Annotated in this window: 16 protein-coding genes; 12 read left to right on the plus strand and 4 right to left on the minus strand. The window is 70.9% G+C overall.

The features are described from left to right. Positions 1-99: 99 nt before the first annotated feature. The 3 genes from BM093_RS06475 to BM093_RS06485 all read left to right on the plus strand — a co-directional run bounded on the left by BM093_RS06475 (position 100) and on the right by BM093_RS06485 (position 2,101). Entirely contained in the window at positions 100-465 is a 366-nt protein-coding gene (locus tag BM093_RS06475; protein WP_093338623.1) for a HesB/IscA family protein, read from the plus strand. 146 nt (positions 466-611) lie between these two features. After that, entirely contained in the window at positions 612-1,547 is a 936-nt protein-coding gene (locus BM093_RS06480) for a carbohydrate kinase family protein (protein WP_093338625.1), read from the plus strand. A 41-nt stretch (positions 1,548-1,588) separates the two neighbouring features. After that, entirely contained in the window at positions 1,589-2,101 is a 513-nt protein-coding gene (locus tag BM093_RS06485; protein ID WP_218162683.1) for a hypothetical protein, read from the plus strand. Here the strand turns inward: BM093_RS06485 and asnB are convergent. After that, on the minus strand, positions 2,091-4,037 hold the full coding sequence (asnB, locus tag BM093_RS06490; RefSeq protein ID WP_093338628.1) for an asparagine synthase (glutamine-hydrolyzing): 1,947 nt from the start codon (positions 4,035-4,037) through the stop codon (positions 2,091-2,093). The genes BM093_RS06485 and asnB overlap by 11 nt on opposite strands. 294 nt (positions 4,038-4,331) lie before the next feature. On the opposite strand from asnB, the gene ctaC reads away from it, so the two are divergent. From ctaC to BM093_RS06505, 3 genes are all read left to right on the plus strand, one after another. Further along, positions 4,332-5,282: an aa3-type cytochrome oxidase subunit II gene (ctaC, locus tag BM093_RS06495; RefSeq protein ID WP_425439108.1), complete on the plus strand. Its 951-nt coding sequence runs from the start codon at positions 4,332-4,334 to the stop codon at positions 5,280-5,282. A gap of 14 nt (positions 5,283-5,296) precedes the next feature. Next, entirely contained in the window at positions 5,297-5,695 is a 399-nt protein-coding gene (locus BM093_RS06500; protein WP_093338630.1) for a cytochrome c oxidase subunit 4, read from the plus strand. 493 nt (positions 5,696-6,188) lie between these two features. Next, complete coding sequence (locus tag BM093_RS06505; protein ID WP_093338632.1) at positions 6,189-7,121, plus strand: hypothetical protein; 933 nt, start codon at positions 6,189-6,191, stop codon at positions 7,119-7,121. Between the two features lie 143 nt (positions 7,122-7,264). Here BM093_RS06505 and BM093_RS06510 read toward each other — a convergent pair whose 3' ends face one another. Then, positions 7,265-8,422 (minus strand): acyl-CoA dehydrogenase family protein, encoded by a 1,158-nt coding sequence (locus BM093_RS06510; RefSeq protein WP_093338634.1) that lies wholly within the window; start codon positions 8,420-8,422, stop codon positions 7,265-7,267. Positions 8,423-8,593: 171 nt separating this feature from the next. Between BM093_RS06510 and BM093_RS06515 the strand changes: the two genes are divergently transcribed. Both BM093_RS06515 and BM093_RS06520 read left to right on the plus strand, forming a co-directional pair. Beyond that, complete coding sequence (locus BM093_RS06515) at positions 8,594-10,045, plus strand: sensor histidine kinase (protein WP_093338636.1); 1,452 nt, start codon at positions 8,594-8,596, stop codon at positions 10,043-10,045. A gap of 43 nt (positions 10,046-10,088) precedes the next feature. Next, entirely contained in the window at positions 10,089-10,730 is a 642-nt protein-coding gene (locus tag BM093_RS06520; protein WP_093338761.1) for a response regulator transcription factor, read from the plus strand. Between the two features lie 32 nt (positions 10,731-10,762). Here BM093_RS06520 and BM093_RS06525 read toward each other — a convergent pair whose 3' ends face one another. Further along, positions 10,763-12,610 (minus strand): NHL domain-containing thioredoxin family protein, encoded by a 1,848-nt coding sequence (locus tag BM093_RS06525; protein ID WP_093338638.1) that lies wholly within the window; start codon positions 12,608-12,610, stop codon positions 10,763-10,765. A 71-nt stretch (positions 12,611-12,681) separates the two neighbouring features. On the opposite strand from BM093_RS06525, the gene BM093_RS06530 reads away from it, so the two are divergent. From BM093_RS06530 to BM093_RS06545, 4 genes are all read left to right on the plus strand, one after another. Next, positions 12,682-12,891: a DNA-formamidopyrimidine glycosylase family protein gene (locus BM093_RS06530; RefSeq protein ID WP_093338641.1), complete on the plus strand. Its 210-nt coding sequence runs from the start codon at positions 12,682-12,684 to the stop codon at positions 12,889-12,891. 10 nt (positions 12,892-12,901) lie between these two features. Then, on the plus strand, positions 12,902-14,332 hold the full coding sequence (locus BM093_RS06535; RefSeq protein ID WP_177238300.1) for a recombinase family protein: 1,431 nt from the start codon (positions 12,902-12,904) through the stop codon (positions 14,330-14,332). 676 nt (positions 14,333-15,008) lie between these two features. After that, positions 15,009-15,863, plus strand: coding sequence for a hypothetical protein (locus tag BM093_RS06540; RefSeq protein WP_093338646.1), 855 nt, complete (start codon positions 15,009-15,011; stop codon positions 15,861-15,863). Continuing rightward, complete coding sequence (locus BM093_RS06545) at positions 15,860-16,048, plus strand: hypothetical protein (RefSeq protein ID WP_093338649.1); 189 nt, start codon at positions 15,860-15,862, stop codon at positions 16,046-16,048. The genes BM093_RS06540 and BM093_RS06545 overlap by 4 nt, the downstream gene beginning before the upstream one ends. A 402-nt stretch (positions 16,049-16,450) precedes the next feature. On the opposite strand, the gene BM093_RS06550 is transcribed toward BM093_RS06545, so the two are convergent. Then, positions 16,451-16,767, minus strand: a 317-nt coding sequence (locus tag BM093_RS06550; protein WP_143105282.1) for a transposase family protein, incomplete at its 5' end; no start/stop codon positions are given.

Consider the following 16,767-nt stretch of genomic DNA (forward strand, 5'->3'; position numbering starts at 1 on the left):
TCGCCACCGGGGGTCGCCGGGCACCGGGGAGACGTAGTATGGAGTGCAGTACGACCCCCGCCGGGAATCAGGCGGACCACGCACGTTGTTGGGAGAGTCATGACCGTTGAAGACTCCGTGAACGCCACGTCCACCCAGACCCACGGCGTGGAGCTCACCGACGCCGCGGCCGTCAAGGCACGAACCCTGCTCGAGCAGGAGGGCCGCGACGACATGCACCTGCGCATCGCCGTGCAGCCCGGCGGCTGCGCGGGCCTGCGCTACCAGTTGTTCTTCGACGACCGTTCGCTGGACGGTGACCTGTTCCGTGACTTCCACGGTCTGCAGGTCGGTGTGGACCGGATGAGCGCGCCCTACCTGCTGGGCGCGACCATCGACTTCGTCGACACCATCGAGAAGCAGGGCTTCACGATCGACAACCCGAACGCGGGCGGATCCTGCGCCTGCGGGGACAGCTTCAACTGAGTTCTCCGTCACCGGGTATTTCTCCTGGTCAGTGACTCATGCGGGCCCCGTTGTGATCGTTTTGATCATGACGGGGCCCGCTTGCGTGACGTAGGGTCCCCTTCGTGCCTATTGCCGTGACGGGATCGATCGCCTCTGACAACCTGATGCACTTCCCGGGGAAGTTCTCCGAGCAGATCCTCGCCGAGCAGCTGGACCGGATCTCGGTCAGCTTCCTTGTCGACGAGCTCGTGGTCCGCCGGGGAGGGGTCGCCGGGAACATCGCCTTCGCGCTCGGCGTGCTCGGCCAGCAGCCCGTGCTGGTCGGCGCGGTGGGGCCGGACTTCGCCGAGTACCAGCGGGTGCTCGACGGCGTCGGCGTCGACACCTCGGGTGTCTCGACGTTCGAGGACGTCCACACCGCCCGGTTCACCTGTACCACCGACGACGACATGCGCCAGATCGCCTCCTTCTACACCGGTGCGATGGCGCGGGCCCGCGAGATCGAGCTCGCCCCGATCGCCGACCGGGTCGGCGGATTCGACCTGGTGCACATCGGTGCCAACGACCCGGACGCCATGCTCCGCCACACCGACGAGTGCCGGGCGAAGGGCTACAAGTTCATCGCCGACCCCTCCCAGCAGCTCGCGCGGATGGACGGTGACGCCGCCAAGCGCCTGGTCGAGGGCGCCACATACCTCATCAGCAACGACTACGAGTTCGAGCTGCTGCTGAAGAAGACCGGCTGGACCGCCGCCGACGTCGCCGCCAAGGTCGGCACCCGGATCACCACCTACAGCGAGAAGGGCTCCGTGCTCGTCGAGGCCGACGGCACCGAGACCTGGGTCGACGTCGTCGCCCCGACCGAGACGGTCGACCCGACCGGCGTCGGTGACGCCTACCGTGCCGGGCTGCTCACCGGCCTCAACGGCGGGCTGTCGCTGGAGCGTGCGGCCCAGCTCGGTGCGCTCATCGCGACCTACGTGCTGGAGACCGACGGCCCGCAGGAGTGGACCTGGGACCGCGACGCGGCCCTGACCCGGCTGCGCGGCACCTTCGGTGACGCCGCGACCGATGAGATCGCGGCCGTGCTGCCCGCGTAGCCGACACGATGGACGACCGACGGCCGGTACCCGGATCCCGGGTGCCGGCCGTCGGTGTCTGCGGGCTCCGGCGCGAGTACCTGCGCCTCGGGAGCGGGGAGCTGGCCGCCGCCGCGGTGTTCGCCGCCGTCGCGGCCCGGCTCGCCGGGTGGACGGGGCCGGCGCTGTGGGCGGCGCTGACACCGCTGCTGGTGATCCTCGTGCACGCCGGGTGCTACTGGTTGCTCGCCCGGCGGCGGTTGCCCGGCGGCCGGATGGGCCCGCGGGAGGCGGCGGCCCACCGCACGGTGCGGGCGGTGTCGGCCGGGCTGCTCGCGGCCGGGCTCGCCGGCGTGTTGCTCCGGTGGCCCGGGCCGCCCGGAGCAGCACTGCTGTGTCTCGGCGTGTGGGGGTTCGCGGTCGCCGAGTACGTCAACTACCACGTCGTGCGGCTGGCGTACCCGCCGTCGCGGTGGCTGCGGGGCGTACGCCGGCGCAGCACCCCACGCCTGGTGCGGGACCTGCGTGCCGCAGGCGGCACCCGGCCCCGGGGGAGGGACGGCCTCAGATCTTGACCGGGTAGCTCGGCGTCGGGACGTCCGGGACGATCCGGCGCTCGACGAAGATCCCGTGCCAGATCAGGAAGACCAGCACCGCCCAGATCCGGCGGGAGTGGTCGACCGGGCCCGCACGGTGGGCGTCGAGCATGCGGTGCACGGCCTGCAGGTCGATCAGGTGACCGGCACCGGAGTCCTGCAGGATGTCGCGGGCCCAGGCGTACATCTCGTCGCGCAGCCAGTGCCGGATCGGCACCGGGAAGCCGAGCTTGGGCCGGTTGAGCACGTGCGGCGGGATGATCCCCTCGCAGGCCCGGCGCAGCGCGTACTTGGTGGTGCCGTTCGACCCGTGGGTGATCTTCTGCGACTGCGGCAGCGACGAGGCGATGTCGAAGACCTCGGGGTCGAGGAACGGCACCCGCAGCTCCAGCGAGTGCGCCATCGTCATCTTGTCCGCCTTGACCAGGATGTCGCCGCGCAGCCAGGTGAACAGGTCCACGTGCTGCATCCGGGCGACCGGGTCCCAGTCGTGCGAGGCGAAGTAGTGCGGCGCGGTGACGTCCTGGTGGGAGACCCGCGGGTCGTAGCCGCGCAGCACCTCGTGCAGCTGGTCGTCCCGGAAGATCCGCGCGTTGCCGTAGTAGCGCTGCTCGAGCGACAGCGAGCCGCGACGCAGCAGGTCCTTGCCGCGCATGCCCTCGGGCATCCGGCGCGAGGCCCGGCGCATGATCGGCCGCAGCGTGCCGGGGACCTTCTCGAACGGCGCCAGCGACAGCGGCTCGCGGTAGATCGAGTAGCCACCGAACAGCTCGTCGGCGCCCTCGCCGGAGAGCACGACCTTGACGTGGTCGCGGGCCTCGCGGGCGATGAACCACAGTGGCACCAGCGCCGGGTCGGCGACCGGGTCGTCGAGGTACCAGATGATGAGCGGCAGGGCCTCCATCATCTCGTCCGGCTTGACGGTGCGGACCACGTGCCGGACGCCGATCGCGGCGGCCGACTCGGCCGCGACGTCGACCTCGGAGTAACCCTCGCGCTCGAACCCGGTGGTGAAGGTGATCAGGTTCGGGTTGTGCTCCTTGGCCAGCGCCGCGATCGCGGTGGAGTCGATGCCGCCGGACAGGAACGCGCCGACGGTCACGTCCGCGCGCATGTGCTTGGACACGGAGTCGCGCAGCACGTCGGCGATCTCGCCGTGCACGATCGCCTCGGCCTCGGCGCTGGCCGGGGCGTGCGAGGGCAGCGAGACGAACTTCGGCGCGAAGTAGCGCTGGTGCAGCGGCTCCTCACCGGGGCGGACGGTGACGTGCGTGCCGGACTCGACCCGCGAGATCATGCGGTGCAGCGACATCGGCTCCGGGACGTACTGCAGCGTCAGGTAGTGCTGCAGCGCCGCCGGCTCCAGGTCCAGGCCCAGCCCGAGCTCACCGGCCAGCGAGAGGATCGACTTCTTCTCGCTGGCGAACACGGTGCCCGCGGCGGTGGTGGCCAGGAACAGCGGCTTGATGCCGAACGGGTCGCGGGCCACGAACATCTCGCGCTCGACCGCGTCCCAGATCACGAACGCGAACATGCCGCGCAGCCGCTGCACGGCGTCGGGGCCCCAGTAGTGGAAGGCCGCGACGATGACCTCACCGTCGCCGTCGGTGGCGAACGCGGCGTCGTAGGTCTCGATCAACTCCTGGCGCAGCTCCAGGTAGTTGTAGATCTCACCGTTGAAGACGATGGTGTAGCGGGTGTCCTCACCGGGCACCGGTCCCCAGTGCAGGGGCTGGTGCGAATGGTCGACGTCGATGATGGACAGCCGGTTGAACCCGAGGACGAGGTCGTGGTCGTGCCACGTCGCACTCTCGTCCGGGCCCCGATGCCGCGCACAGCGCAAGGCCTCGGCGATCGGCTCGAGCCGGGTCGCGGCGTCCGCCCCGGCGGTCAGCAGTCCCAGCAGTCCGCACACATCGGTCAGTATGACGAGTCATCCGGACGGGGCTCGCGCGCCCCGGTGCGGGACGGACTTCCTCCTGCGAGACTGCGGGATTCCGGTGGCGTCGGGCCCGTGGTCCCGGCCACCCCGGCCAACCCGGGGGGCGCGTGGCCGGGGGTGTTCGTCTAGGCTCTACGCGAGGTCGAAGACGGTGCTCCGTCCGAGTGGCGGAGGCTCGGTCTCGATCATCCCCCGTGGTGACGGCAGAGCAGAAAGAACGTGCTGGCAGTGCGGCTGACGCAGGAGACGACAGGAAGGCGGCGCGCAGTGGCCCGACAGGAAGGCCGCTCCCGGATCGCCCGGGCGGCGAAGCTGGGCCTGCTGGGTGTGCCGGTGGTGCCGGCGCTCGCCGGCTGCTCGGTCGAGGAGGTCATCCGCTTCGGCTGGCCGGCGGGGATCACCCCGGAGGCCGAGGCCATGCGGAACCTCTGGACCTGGTCCGCGATCGCCGCGCTGATCGTCGGCGCCATCACCTGGGGCGTCATGTTCTGGGCGATGATCTTCCACCGGAAGAAGAAGGGCGACGACGGGTCGCTCCCGCGCCAGACGCAGTACAACCTGCCGGTCGAGCTCGTCTTCACCGCGATCCCGACCGTGATCGTCGCCGTGCTCTTCGGCTTCACGGTCAACGTGCAGAACTACGTCGACAAGGACGAGGTCACGGCCGGTGGGCCGGCGGACCTGCGGGTCGACATCGTCGGGTTCCAGTGGAACTGGGAGTTCTCCTACCCGGACGAGACCGGCCCGGACGGCAACCCGGTGAGCACGCTGGGCACCAGCGACGTCATCCCGATCATGGTGGTCCCGACCGGCCGCTCGATCGAGTTCTCGCAGCGCTCGCCCGACGTCGTCCACTCGTTCTGGGTGCCGGAGTTCCTGTTCAAGCGCGACGTGATCCCGTACCCGGAGCGCAACAACCAGGACAACACCTACGTGATCGACCAGATCGACCGCGAGGGTGCGTTCGTCGGCCGCTGCGCCGAGCTCTGCGGCACCTACCACTCGCAGATGAACTTCGAGGTGCGCGCCCTCGAGCCCGCGCTGTTCGACCGCTACATCGAGCTCCGCAAGCAGACCAACCCGCAGACCGGTCAGGCGTACACGACCGGCGAGGCGCTGCAGGCGCTGGACTGCGGTGAGTGGTGCGCGCCGGAGGCAGTCACCACGCAGCCGTTCTCGACCGACCGTGGCCAGCTGGCCGCGCAGGTCACGGGCTGAGGAGGGCCACAGCAATGAAGATCGAGTCCCGGATCTTCGAGATCTGCACAGCGTTCTTCTTCGTGTGCGGCATCGTGTACACGGTGCTGGCCCGCGAGCCCGTCGGCATCGCTGCGCTGTTCCTCACCGGCGGCCTGTCGCTGATCGTCGGCACCTACTTCCGGTTCGTCTCGCGGCGGCTCGAGGAGCGCCCCGAGGACAACCCGGAGGGCGAGATCGCCGACGGCGCCGGCGAGGTCGGCTTCTTCTCCCCGGGCAGCTACTGGCCGCTCGGCCTGGCCGCCGCGGCCGCGCTCACCGGCATCGGCCTGGCCTTCTGGTACGCCTGGCTGATCCTGGTCGGCTTCACGCTGATCCTGATCGCCGTCGGCGGCCTGGTCTTCGAGTACCACCGGGGCCCCGCCGCGCACTGAGTTCCGTCACCCGACAGCCCCCGTCCCGCTCCGGGACGGGGGCTGTCGTCGTCTGGGTCCGTGGCCGGGGCCGGGGTGCCGGCGTCGGCCTGCGCGGGCCCGGCGCCGTCGTCCCGTGCGCCGGCTCCCCAGGGGCACCCTCGTAGCGCTCGGTGCCCCGAGGGTGCCCCCGGGGGCGCGGGGCTCGGGGCGTGGCGTGGTGCTGTGCCGCCGCCCGTTGCCCCGAGGGGCACCCTGGTAGCGCTGGGCGCCCCGGGGGTGCCCCTCGGGGCGGGGCTCGGCGTGTGGTGTGGTGCTGCGCCGCTGCCTGTTGCCCCGAGGGGCGCCCTGGTGGCGCTCCGTGCCCCGAGGGTGCCCCTCGGGGCGCGGGGCACGGGGTGCTGAGCGCGCGCACGAGGCGCGAGTTGTCCACAGGCACGCAGATCGTGGGAGCAACGGGCCCGACCGGGGCGAAGCTCGATGCATGCCTCGACGACGTACTCCCTCTCCTGCGGTGACCGCCGCCCTGTGCCGGGCGGGCATCGTCCGGGTCGCGCGCCTGGTCGAACTCGGCGTCGACCGCCGTACGATCTCCCGGCGGTGCCGGCCGGGCGGTCCGTGGAGCAGGCTCGGCCCCGGTGTGGTCAAGCTCAGCAACGGCCCCCACACACGGGAGGACCGCCGGATCGCGACCCTCCTCCAGGCCGGTCCCGGCGCGATGCTCACGGGACTCGACGCACTCGAGCTCCACGGCGTGCGGACGGCGCCGACACCGCACGGGCCGGTGCACGTCCTGATCCCGCACGATCGTCGCCGGTCGACCGGTGCGCTGATGCTGCCCGAACGCTCGCGGCGGGTGCCCGAGCCGGTCCGCGGCCGTCGTCATTCGGTGGCGCCCGTTGCGCGGGCGGTCGTCGACGCCGCCCGTCGCTCTCGGGATCCCGACCTGGTCCGGACGCTGTTCGCGGACGTCGTCCAGCACGGCCACTGCGCCGTCGCCGAGCTGGTGGCCGAGCTGGGCGAGTGCAGCAGCCGGGGCACGGCGATGCCGCGCACGGTGCTGGCCGAGATCGTGGCCGGCGTGCGTTCCGTCGCCGAGGCCGACGCCCGGCGGTTGCTGCGCCGCAGCCGCCTGCCCGAGCCCGAGATGAACGTGCGGCTGGCCGGGTGTGACGGACGGCTCGTCGCCGTCGTCGACCTCTGGTGGGACGACGTGGGGATGGCCTGGGAGATCGACTCCGTCGAGTTCCACCTGTCGCCGGACGACTACGCCCGCACGGTGCGCCGGCGCTCCGAGCTGAGCAGGCGGGGCGTGGTCGTGGTGCAGTCGTTGCCCGGTGACCTGCGCCGGCGGCCGGACGAGGTACTCGACGAGCTGGACAGGTCGTACACCCGGGCCGGCCTGCTCCCCGCTCCCGAGGTGACCCGTGAGCTCGCGCCCGTCTGACGACCGGGCGGGGCCGTGCGACGGTGGTCCCGCCTCGCGCCCCGAGGGGCACCCTCGGGGCACCCGGCGCCACCAGGGTGCCCCTCGGGACACAAGCCCGCACCGGGCAGGCACAGGCCCGCACCGGGCAGACACCGGCGGGTTCAGGCCCGGGCGGCCTTGCCGAGGGCGTCGCGGGCGATGATGACCTGCTGGATCTGGCTGGTGCCCTCGTAGATCCGGAAGAGCCGGGCGTCGCGGAAGAAGCGCTCCACGGCCACCCCGCGCATGTAGCCGGCGCCGCCGTGGACCTGGACGGCGCGGTCGGCGACCCGCCCGACCATCTCCGAGCAGAAGTACTTGGCCGCGGCCGGGCCGGAGACCATGTCGGAGCCGTCGTCGAAGGTGCGGGCGGTGTCGAGGACGAGCCCGCGCCCGGCCCGGGCGTCGGTCACGGAGTCAGCGACGAGGCCCTGCACCAGCTGGAACCGGGCGATCGGCTTGCCGCCCTGCTCGCGCTCCTTGGCGTACTCGACGGTCTCGTGCACCAGCCGGTCGGCCATCCCGACGCAGACCGCGGCGAGGTGCAGCCGCCCGTGGGCCAGGCACTTCGCGGCGGTGAGGAAGCCCTTGTCGACGCCGTCCTCGCCGCCGACCACGGCGTCCGCGGGCACCCGCACGTCGTCGAGGTGCACGTCGGCGGTCCACGCGCCGAACTGGCCCATCTTGTGGTCCTTCGGCCCGATGGACAGGCCCGGGGTGTCGCGGGGCACCAGGAACGTCGAGATCCCGCGGTTGCCCGGGGCGTCCGGGGCGGTCCGGGCGAACACCATGATCACGTCGGCGACGGGGGAGTTGGTGATGTAGCGCTTCGAGCCGTTGATCACCCAGCTGTCACCGTCCCGGACGGCCCGGGTGGTCAGCGACGACGGGTCGGACCCGGCGTCGGCCTCGGTCAGCCCGAACGACGCCGTCACCTCGCCGGAGGCAAGCTGGGGCAGCCACTGCGCCTTCTGCTCGGCGGTGCCGCCCTCCAGCAGCACGTGCCCGGCGATGCCGTTGTTGGTGCCGAACAGCGAGCGCAGCGCCGGTGTGGTCCAGCCCAGCTCGAACGCCAGCCGGACCTCCTCCGAGGCGGTCAGCCCGAGGCCGCCGTACTGCTCGGGGATGGTGAACCCGTACAGGCCCATCTCCTTGCACTGGGCGACGATCCGCTCCGGGACGACGTCCTCGGCGTCGATCGTCTCCTCCAGCGGCACCACCTCGGTGCGGATGAAGTCGCGGACGGAGTCCAGGACGTCGGTCAGGACGGAGGGATCCACGAGACACGCTCCTCGCATCGTTGCGCTTGCTACCGTCCGGTAGCTCATCACGGTCCGGGGGCCGGCGCGAGGGACACGCGGCACTCGCCACCCGGCGGCGAGGACTGCGGGAACCCGCGTCCCGCCTATCCTCGACGGGGCAGAGACCCGACCGGGAGGGGACCGACCGCCATGGCGGAGCAGACCCGGGACACCGGCGAGCCGGCGAGCCGCCGGCACCCGGACGAGCCGGGCGGCAATCCGCTGGACCCGCACCTGGTCCGTGCCCTGGAGGGCTGGGGCAACGGCGCGCTGCGCGAGTACGTGCTGCGCGACGGCGCACCGCACCTGCCCCAGTCGGTGCAGTGGCCGTCCGGCTGGCCGGGCCGCACCCGGCTGGGCGCGCAGATGGCCTACCTGCTCACCGGCCTGCCGCTGGCGGTCCTCAGCGGCGTCGTCGTGCTGGCCGGGCTGGGCCTGGGCGCGGGCACGTTCGTGCTGTGGATCGGGATCCCGATCACCGTCGGCACGCTCGCCGTCGCGCGCGGGTTCGCCGAGCTGGAGCGCCGGGCGACGGAGGCGGCGACCGGGCGCCCGCTGCCGCCGCACCACTACCGGCCCAACCGCGGACGACGGCTGATGGGCCGGTTGTTCCGCGCCCTGGCCGACCCGCAGAGCTGGCGCGACGTCGCGCACGCGGTCGCGGGGCTGCCGCTGCGCGCGGTCACCGCGGTGGTCGCGCTGGTGTGGGCGGTGACCGGGCTCGGCGGCCTGCTCTACGTGTTCTGGCAGTGGTCGCTGCCGCGCGGGGACGCGGAGTGGACGCTGTTCCGTTCGGTCACCGGGCTGCACTCCACGGTCGGCGACATCGCGCTGAACACCGGTCTGGGCGTGCTGCTGCTGGTGACGCTGCCGACGGTGGTGCGCTGGCTGGCCGACGTCCGTGCACTGCTGGCGCGCGGGCTGCTCACCAACCAGACCGCGGCGCTGCGGGCGCGCGCGCAGGCACTGGCCGCGGGCCGGCGGGCGGCCGTCGCGGCCGAGGCCCAGACGTTGCGCCGGCTCGAACGCGACATCCACGACGGTCCGCAGCAACGCCTGGTACGGCTCGGGATGGATCTGGAGACGGCCGTGCGGCGGCTCGACGACGACCCCGACCGGGTCCGGCCGCTGCTGCACGAGGCGCTCGAGCAGAGCCGGGAGGCGCTGTCCGAGCTGCGCGCGCTGTCCCGCGGCATCGCGCCGCCGATCCTCGCCGACCGCGGCCTGGGCCCGGCACTCGCCGCCGCGGCGGGGCGCAGCCCGGTGCCGGTGGACCTCGACGTCGGCCTCGACCCGGGGACCCGGCTGCCCGCCCTGGTCGAGAACACCGCCTACTTCGTCGCCTCGGAGGCGCTGACCAACGTCGCCAAGCACGCGGGGGCGTCGTCGGCGGCGGTCACGGTCAGCGTCGACGAGACCCTGCTGCGGATCGTGGTCCGCGACGACGGCCGCGGCGGCGCGCACTCCGGCAAGGGGCACGGCCTCGCCGGGCTGGTGGACCGGCTGGAGATCGTCGAGGGCCGGCTGGACGTGCACAGCCCCCCGGGCGGACCGACGGTGCTGACCGCCGAGGTCCCGGTTGCCGGGCTGGGGGAGGGGTGACGGACCCCCCGTCCGGGCGACCCGCGAAGATGGGCCCATGACGATGCGCGTGGTGCTCGCCGAGGACTCGATGCTGCTGCGCGAGGGACTCGCCCGGCTGCTGGAGGAGGCGGGCGCGACCGTGCAGGCCGGGGTCGGCGACGGGACCGCGCTGGTCGAGGCGGTGGCCGAGCACCGGCCGGAGGTCGCGGTGGTCGACGTGCGGATGCCGCCGTCGTTCACCGACGAGGGTCTGCGGGCCGCGCTGGAGATCCGCGGCCGGTACCCGGAGATCGGGATCCTGGTGCTGTCGCAGTACGTCGAGGAGTCCTACGCGACCGACCTGCTGGAGGCCGGTGGCGGGGTCGGGTACCTGCTCAAGGACCGGGTGTCGAAGCTGGCGGACCTCTCCGACGCGCTGACCCGGGTCGCCGCGGGCGGCACCGTCCTCGACCCGGAGGTGGTGTCGGCGCTGCTGACCCGCCGCCGGCGCCGGGACCCGCTCGCGGAGCTCTCGCCCCGCGAGCGGGAGGTGCTCGAGCTGATGGCGCAGGGCCGCACGAACACCGCCATCGGACGCCTGATGGTGATCACCCAGGGGGCCGTCGAGAAGCACATCTCCTCGATCTTCACGAAGCTGGGGCTGCCGCCGTCGTCGGACGACCACCGGCGGGTGATGGCGGTGCTGGCCTGGCTGGAGAGCTGAGCGAGGCCTGCCGAGCGACCATCGGCGCCGGCTCACACGCTGCGCAGGTCCAGATCCAGCTCCGGCGACCCCACGGCGGAGACGACGACCGGGATGCCCCAGTCCTGCTGGTAGCGGTGGCAGGCGGCGAAGGTCTCCGACGTCCCGTCCGGCGCGTCGTCGCAGGCCGCGGCGGCGACCGCCACCTGCAGCACCCCCGAGCCGACCGACGGGTCGAGCCGCAGCGTCCGGGTCAGCCCGGTGGCCGTGCCGTCCCCGGCGAGCAGCAGCCCGGGCGGGTCCGCGGCGACGGTCAGCGAGGTCGGGTCGCCGAACCGGTCGTCGAGGTGCTGCCCGGCCGGCGGGGTGAACCCGATGCGGAGCGTGAGCTCGGGGCCGAGCTCGGTGGGGGTGCGGCGGACGGTGTGCGCGGTCCCGCCGACCTGCGAGCCCCGGGTGAGCGAACCGGCCGGGATCGGCAGCCGCACCAGCCGGTGGGCCGCGGACTCGACGACGATCAGCGTCTCGCCGTCGACCAGCAGGTCGGACGGCTCGGCGAGGCCGTCGGCCAGGGTGGACACCGTGGCCGACGCCGGGTCGTAGCGCCGGACGGCGCCGTTGTAGGTGTCGGCGACGGCGACCGAGCCGTCGGGCAGCACCGCCACACCCAGCGGGTGCTGCAGCAGCGCCTCGGCGGCCGGGCCGTCGCGGTGCCCGAAGTCGAACAATCCCTGCCCGACGGCCGTGCCCACCTGCGGCCCGGCCTCCGGCTCGGCGACGACGCGGCGCAGCGCGGAGATCTCGGAGTCGGCGACCCAGAGCACCGGGCCGTCCGCCGCGAGCCCGCTGGGCTGGGCGAGGAACGCGTCCGCGAACGACCCGTCGCGCAGGCCCTCGTTGGTGGTGCCGGCCAGCACGGTCGCGGTGCCGGTGTCCGGGTCGAGGGTCCACAGCTGGTGCGACCCGGCCATCGCGACCACGACGCGGCCGTCCCACCACGCCAGGTCCCACGGCGAGGACAGCTCGGTGGCGCCGGCCCCGGGCGCGACGCGGTCGCGCAGCTGCGAGCCGGTGCCGGCGACCGTCGACGCGGCACCGTCGGCGAGGTCGACCCGGCGGATCGCGTGGTTGACGGTGTCGGCGACCAGCACCGACGAGGACGGGGCCGACGCGCCCGGTGCCGGAGCGTCCAGCACCAGCAGTCCCTGCGGTTCGGAGAACCGGGCGGTCGCGGCGGCCCCGTCGGTGAACCCGCGGGTGCCGTCGCCGATGCGCCGCAGCTCGGTCTCCAGGTCGGCGGCCAGCTCGACGAGCTGGTGGTGCGCGGTGTCGGAGACCAGGTAGGTGCCGCCCGGCAGCGCGACGACCTTCCCGGGGAAGCGCAACGCCGTCTGCGCGGCGGGCGGCGGGACGTAGGGCCCGTCACCGCGGCGCAGCCGGTCGCCGTGCTGCTCGACCAGCTCACGGACCAGCGCGGCGAGCCCCGGACCGTGCCCCTCGCCCGCCATCCGGGCGACCACGAACCCGTCCGGGTCGATCACGGCCAGGGTCGGCCAGGCCCGGGCCGCGTAGGCGTCCCAGGTGGCGAGCTCGGGGTCGTCGAGCACCGGGTGCTCGACGCCGTAGCGCTCCACCGCGGCCTCGACGGCGGCCGGCTCGGCCTCGTGCACGAACTTCGGCGAGTGCACCCCGATGATCGTCAGGACGTCGCCGAACTCCTCCTCGACCGCACGGAGCTCGTCGAGGGCGTGCAGGCAGTTGACGCAGCAGAAGGTCCAGAAGTCGAGCACGACGATCCGCCCGCGCAGCCCGGCCAGGGTGAGCTCGGTGCCGCCGGTGTTGAGCCACCGCCTGCCCCGCAACTCCGGCGCCCGCACCTTCATCCGCTCGCTGCTCGTCATGATCGGCTCAACGCCCGGTTGCGGCGCCCGTGTTCCGCGCGGGCCGCGCGTGCGGGGCGCACACTGATCGGGTGCCGGAGCTGCCCGAGGTGGAGGCCGCACGGACGGCCCTGGAACGTGCGGTCGGCCGGACGGTGGCCCGCGTCGACGACCGCGACGAGTGGGTCTGCCGCCCGCACCGCCCCGGTGAGATCGCCTCGGTGCTCGAGGGCGGCCGGCTCACCGCGGCGCACCGGATCGGCAATGCCAACCGCATTCAAGGTACACCAGAGTCCCGGTAACATCCACGCTGTGCGCACGGCGATCTACGCTCGGGTTTCGCAGGACCGGGAGGGACGGTCGGTGTCGGTCACCGACCAGCTACGGGACTGCCGGGACTACGCCGCCCGGATGGGACTCACCGTGGTCGCGGAGATCGTCGACAACGACATTTCGGCATACACGGGCAAGCGGCGACCGGGGTACGAGCAGCTTCTAGAGCGGCTGGTCGGCGGGGACTTCGATGCGGTGCTCGCGTGGGAGGACTCGCGGCTCCACCGGCGACCCGTCGAGCTGGAGACCTACATCGACGTGTGCGAGCCGCGGGGTATCCCCACCTACCTGGTGACCGGTGGGGTAGTGGACCTGTCGACGTCGTCAGGCAGGACGAACGCCCGTATCCGGGGTGCTCTGGCGCGGGAGTACGTGGACCAACTGAAGGACCGTTCGCGGCGTGGTCGCGACCGGCGAGCACGTGAAGGACTCCCTGCGGGTGGGAAGCGCCCCTTCGGGTACCAGTCGGACCACATCACAGTGGACCCGGCGGAAGGCGCGATGGTCACGGAAGCGACGGACGCGGTGATCCGCGGGGAGTCGCTGCACGCAATCGCGAAGAAGTGGCGGGCAGCGGGTGTGACCACTCCCGGCGGTAGCGAGTGGACGGGCTCGCGGGTGGGGGAGTTGCTGAAGCGTCCGCGCAACGCGGGTCTGCGGGAGCACCGGGGGGAGATCAAGCGGACCGCAGTGTGGGAGCCGCTGGTCACCTATGAGGCGTGGGTTGCCGTCTGCGAGATCCTCAACGACCCCGCGCGCATCCGTCACAAGGGGAACCAACCCCGGTATCTGGGGAGCTTCATCTACCGCTGCGGTGCGCAGCTCCCCGACGGGAGCGTGTGCGGGAGCTTCATGCGGGTCGCGCGTTCCCGCGGGGTGCGTTCCTACCGCTGCTCGTTGAAGGACCGTCCGCGGACTCCCACGCATGCGACCGCGCTCCAGGTGGATGCCGACCGGTACGTGTCGTGGTTCGTGGTCAACGGGCTGCACGAGCAAGGCTTCTCGCTAGTGGACACGCGCACGTCTGCGGCTGCCGCGGTGGTCGACAGGGAGAAGCGGCACGCGGAGCTGATGGAGCGTCAGACGTCGATGGTGCGTCGCAACGTGGCTGGTCTGATCTCGGATGCTGCACTGGATGAAGCGCTGTTGGTCATCGCGGAGCAGGTGAAGGCGCTCGACGAGATACCTGCGACGCAGACGGTGTCGGATGTCGACGACCTCGCGGCGCACCGGACCGCGTGGGATGACCTGTCGCTGGACCGGCAGCGCGCGGTACTCCGCGACTCCGCGGAGGTGACGATCCTGGCGACTTCTCCGCAGGTGCCGGCGTACTACGAGACGACGAACGCGGAGGGTGAGACGGTGCTCCGGTCGGATCGGATTCGGGTAGAGTTGCGGCTGGAAGTGTGATCGTCGGATCTGTGATCGGCAGATCTGCGATCGTTAAGCAGCGCTTACGAGCGACTAGTGCGACACGCCCGACCGCGGGTGTCGTGAAAGATAACGAATTACCGATTTCGGGGTTTTCGGGGACTAGTAAGTAGAGGGGGAAAATATTTTGACTGGATACCGCCGGTCAAAATAACCCTCTGAGCGCCGCAGAATCGAGCTGAGACGTTTTCGGGATTCCGCGGCGTGGCATTTCCGCAGGTCAGAGCGTTGCGGGTTCGGGGGTACCCCCGCTCCTAGGGGCGTGATTCATGCATGGTTCGTTATGTAACGAAACGCGCGCGACCACGTGTGTTGGAAAACGCGTTCGGGTGTGTTGCGTCTCTTAAGTAATGGTGAACTAATATTCACCGCATATGCGGCTAGAATGAGTGGAAACTGTGCGCAAGTGATGTGTTGGAAGTGCTCAGATTCCGACACACCCGAACGCGTGATCCTGTGGATAACATGCCAGTTATCCACAGTTCTGAGCATTCCCACATGCTGGGATGAATGGTGCCCGAGATTTGACAAGGGAACCACTCTCATGCTATACTGAAGTGGTGCGGCTGAGATTTATCAGCCGCACACGTGCACTACCCGCGACTTAGCGGTGCCAGACCTTACCACTATTCCTCACAGATAGCGACAAACTAATATGGATATTGACTTCGAGCACCCGTGCGAGCGCGGTGCTAGCTACAGCCTGTCCGAGCACAAGCGCGTTCTCGGTGCGGTGTCCCGTGCCCGCGGCGATTGGCACCAAGCGTTCTACGAGGTCCGCGACCGCAAGGGCAACGGCGTCCCTGACATGTCGTGGTCGACGTTCTGCGAGTACGCAGGTACCCGCACCGACACCTACGAGGTGCGGGACGACGACGCGACCACCCCCGACATCGCTGAGATGGTCTGTGCTGCCCTCTCGCCGGCGGACGATGACCCGGACACCAGGTACCGGACCGAACGCGTGCAGGAGGCGATCCACGCGCTCCCGCGGCGGCAGTTTGAAGCGGTTGTGCGCTGGTCGGTGCTCGCCCGGCGCGGAGTGAAGGTGCGCACCGTGCGCGGTGCGAAGCGCGCGGACACTCTCGAAGACGAGATGACCGAGACGGAGGCGCGCAACTTCCGACGTGCCTGCGAGTCGCTGCGGGAGGCGCTTGCCGATCTGGCGACCGGTGTGCACGTGCTCCGTGCTCCGCGGGAGCTGGTACCCGACCCACAGGACCCGTACGTCTCCGGGGCTCCCGAAGCGCCGGTCAGCACGCGCCAGGGCGACCCCGTGCACGAGCGCCCATCCACGCTTCCTCCGCGGTTCTGGGAGGAGCAGCGGTTCTGGTCGATGGTGCACGAGTGGGACCGCAAGTGGGTCGACTCGGTTCCCCCAGTTCCGCGGAACTGGGCGTCCTTGCCGGCGGGTACTCCGTGGCGTCTCGAAAGTGAGTACCAAAACTACCGTCCGCGGAAGCGCACCGCACCGTGGATTGCATCTATCCAGAGTGAGGATTCCCAGTGAACAACATTGTGCCTGAGTGGGCTACCGGTGTCGTCGACACCAACGACAAGATGGTCACCATCGACTCCATCGACACCGTGGAAGAGCACCCGGACTACATTGACTTTGTGTCCCGCGGTCAGAAGCGGCGAATGATTGTCGACCACATCGTGTACTTCGTGGGGAACATGCCGCGCACGCGGTAAGAATGTCCGAAGATAATCTCGCAGAGATGTCCGCAGCCCCCGCACTACTTAATAGACAGGGAAAGCGGAATCCCGGTTCGCCGGGACCCCCCTAGTAATAATCATTAGCCTCACCCCTCACAGATTGAGAAACCTTATGTCATTGACTCTGATGCTCGCAGCTTTCGTCATCGGCACCGCGGGGTTTCCCGCCGGTTGGTGGTTGTCGACAGTGTTCGAGTAAACAGACTTCCCGCCGCTCGTCCCTATGCGGGTGCGCGGGTGCTGCAAGAAGCCGGCAGTGCTCCTCCCTCCACCCGGGAGCACGTGCTACGGGGTCGGTTGTTCCGCCGACCCCGTAGCGCCGGTGCTACATCGGAACAGGGTGACACATTAATGAAACTACTGTTGATTGAAGTGATCTCAACAAGAAGCCCGTAGGTGTAGGTGTTCGATGTGGGTGAGGGCGAGTGCTGCTTTGACGTAGTCGCCGACTCGGCGGGGGCTGGCGGTGATGCGGCGCAGCGCTTTCCAGCGGCCGGCGAGAAGGGCGAAGCCGCGTTCGCCGAGGCCTCGTGTCGAGCGCAGCAGGGTGTTGTAGGCCTGGTGGTCTGGGGCGAGGACTTGACCGGTGCCGGGCTGCTTGATCGGGGTGTGGACGCCCTGGCCGGTGCCGTCGTAGCCGGAGTCGGCCAGGGTCGGAAGGTCGAGCTGGGACGCCGACCAGTACGCAGCACCGA

Source organism: Pseudonocardia ammonioxydans (assembly GCF_900115005.1).
GTDB lineage: Bacteria > Actinomycetota > Actinomycetes > Mycobacteriales > Pseudonocardiaceae > Pseudonocardia > Pseudonocardia ammonioxydans.

Excerpts from the sequence above, each read along its gene's own strand:
- BM093_RS06475 (WP_093338623.1), top strand. The coding sequence starts at position 100 with ATGACCGTTGAAGACTCCGTGAACGCCACGTCCACCCAGACCCACGGC.
- BM093_RS06525 (WP_093338638.1), bottom strand. The coding sequence starts at position 12,610 with ATGACGAGCAGCGAGCGGATGAAGGTGCGGGCGCCGGAGTTGCGGGGC.
- BM093_RS06540 (WP_093338646.1), top strand. The coding sequence starts at position 15,009 with ATGGATATTGACTTCGAGCACCCGTGCGAGCGCGGTGCTAGCTACAGC.
- BM093_RS06500 (WP_093338630.1), top strand. The coding sequence starts at position 5,297 with ATGAAGATCGAGTCCCGGATCTTCGAGATCTGCACAGCGTTCTTCTTC.
- BM093_RS06515 (WP_093338636.1), top strand. The coding sequence starts at position 8,594 with ATGGCGGAGCAGACCCGGGACACCGGCGAGCCGGCGAGCCGCCGGCAC.
- BM093_RS06520 (WP_093338761.1), top strand. The coding sequence starts at position 10,089 with ATGCGCGTGGTGCTCGCCGAGGACTCGATGCTGCTGCGCGAGGGACTC.
- BM093_RS06480 (WP_093338625.1), top strand. The coding sequence starts at position 612 with ATGCACTTCCCGGGGAAGTTCTCCGAGCAGATCCTCGCCGAGCAGCTG.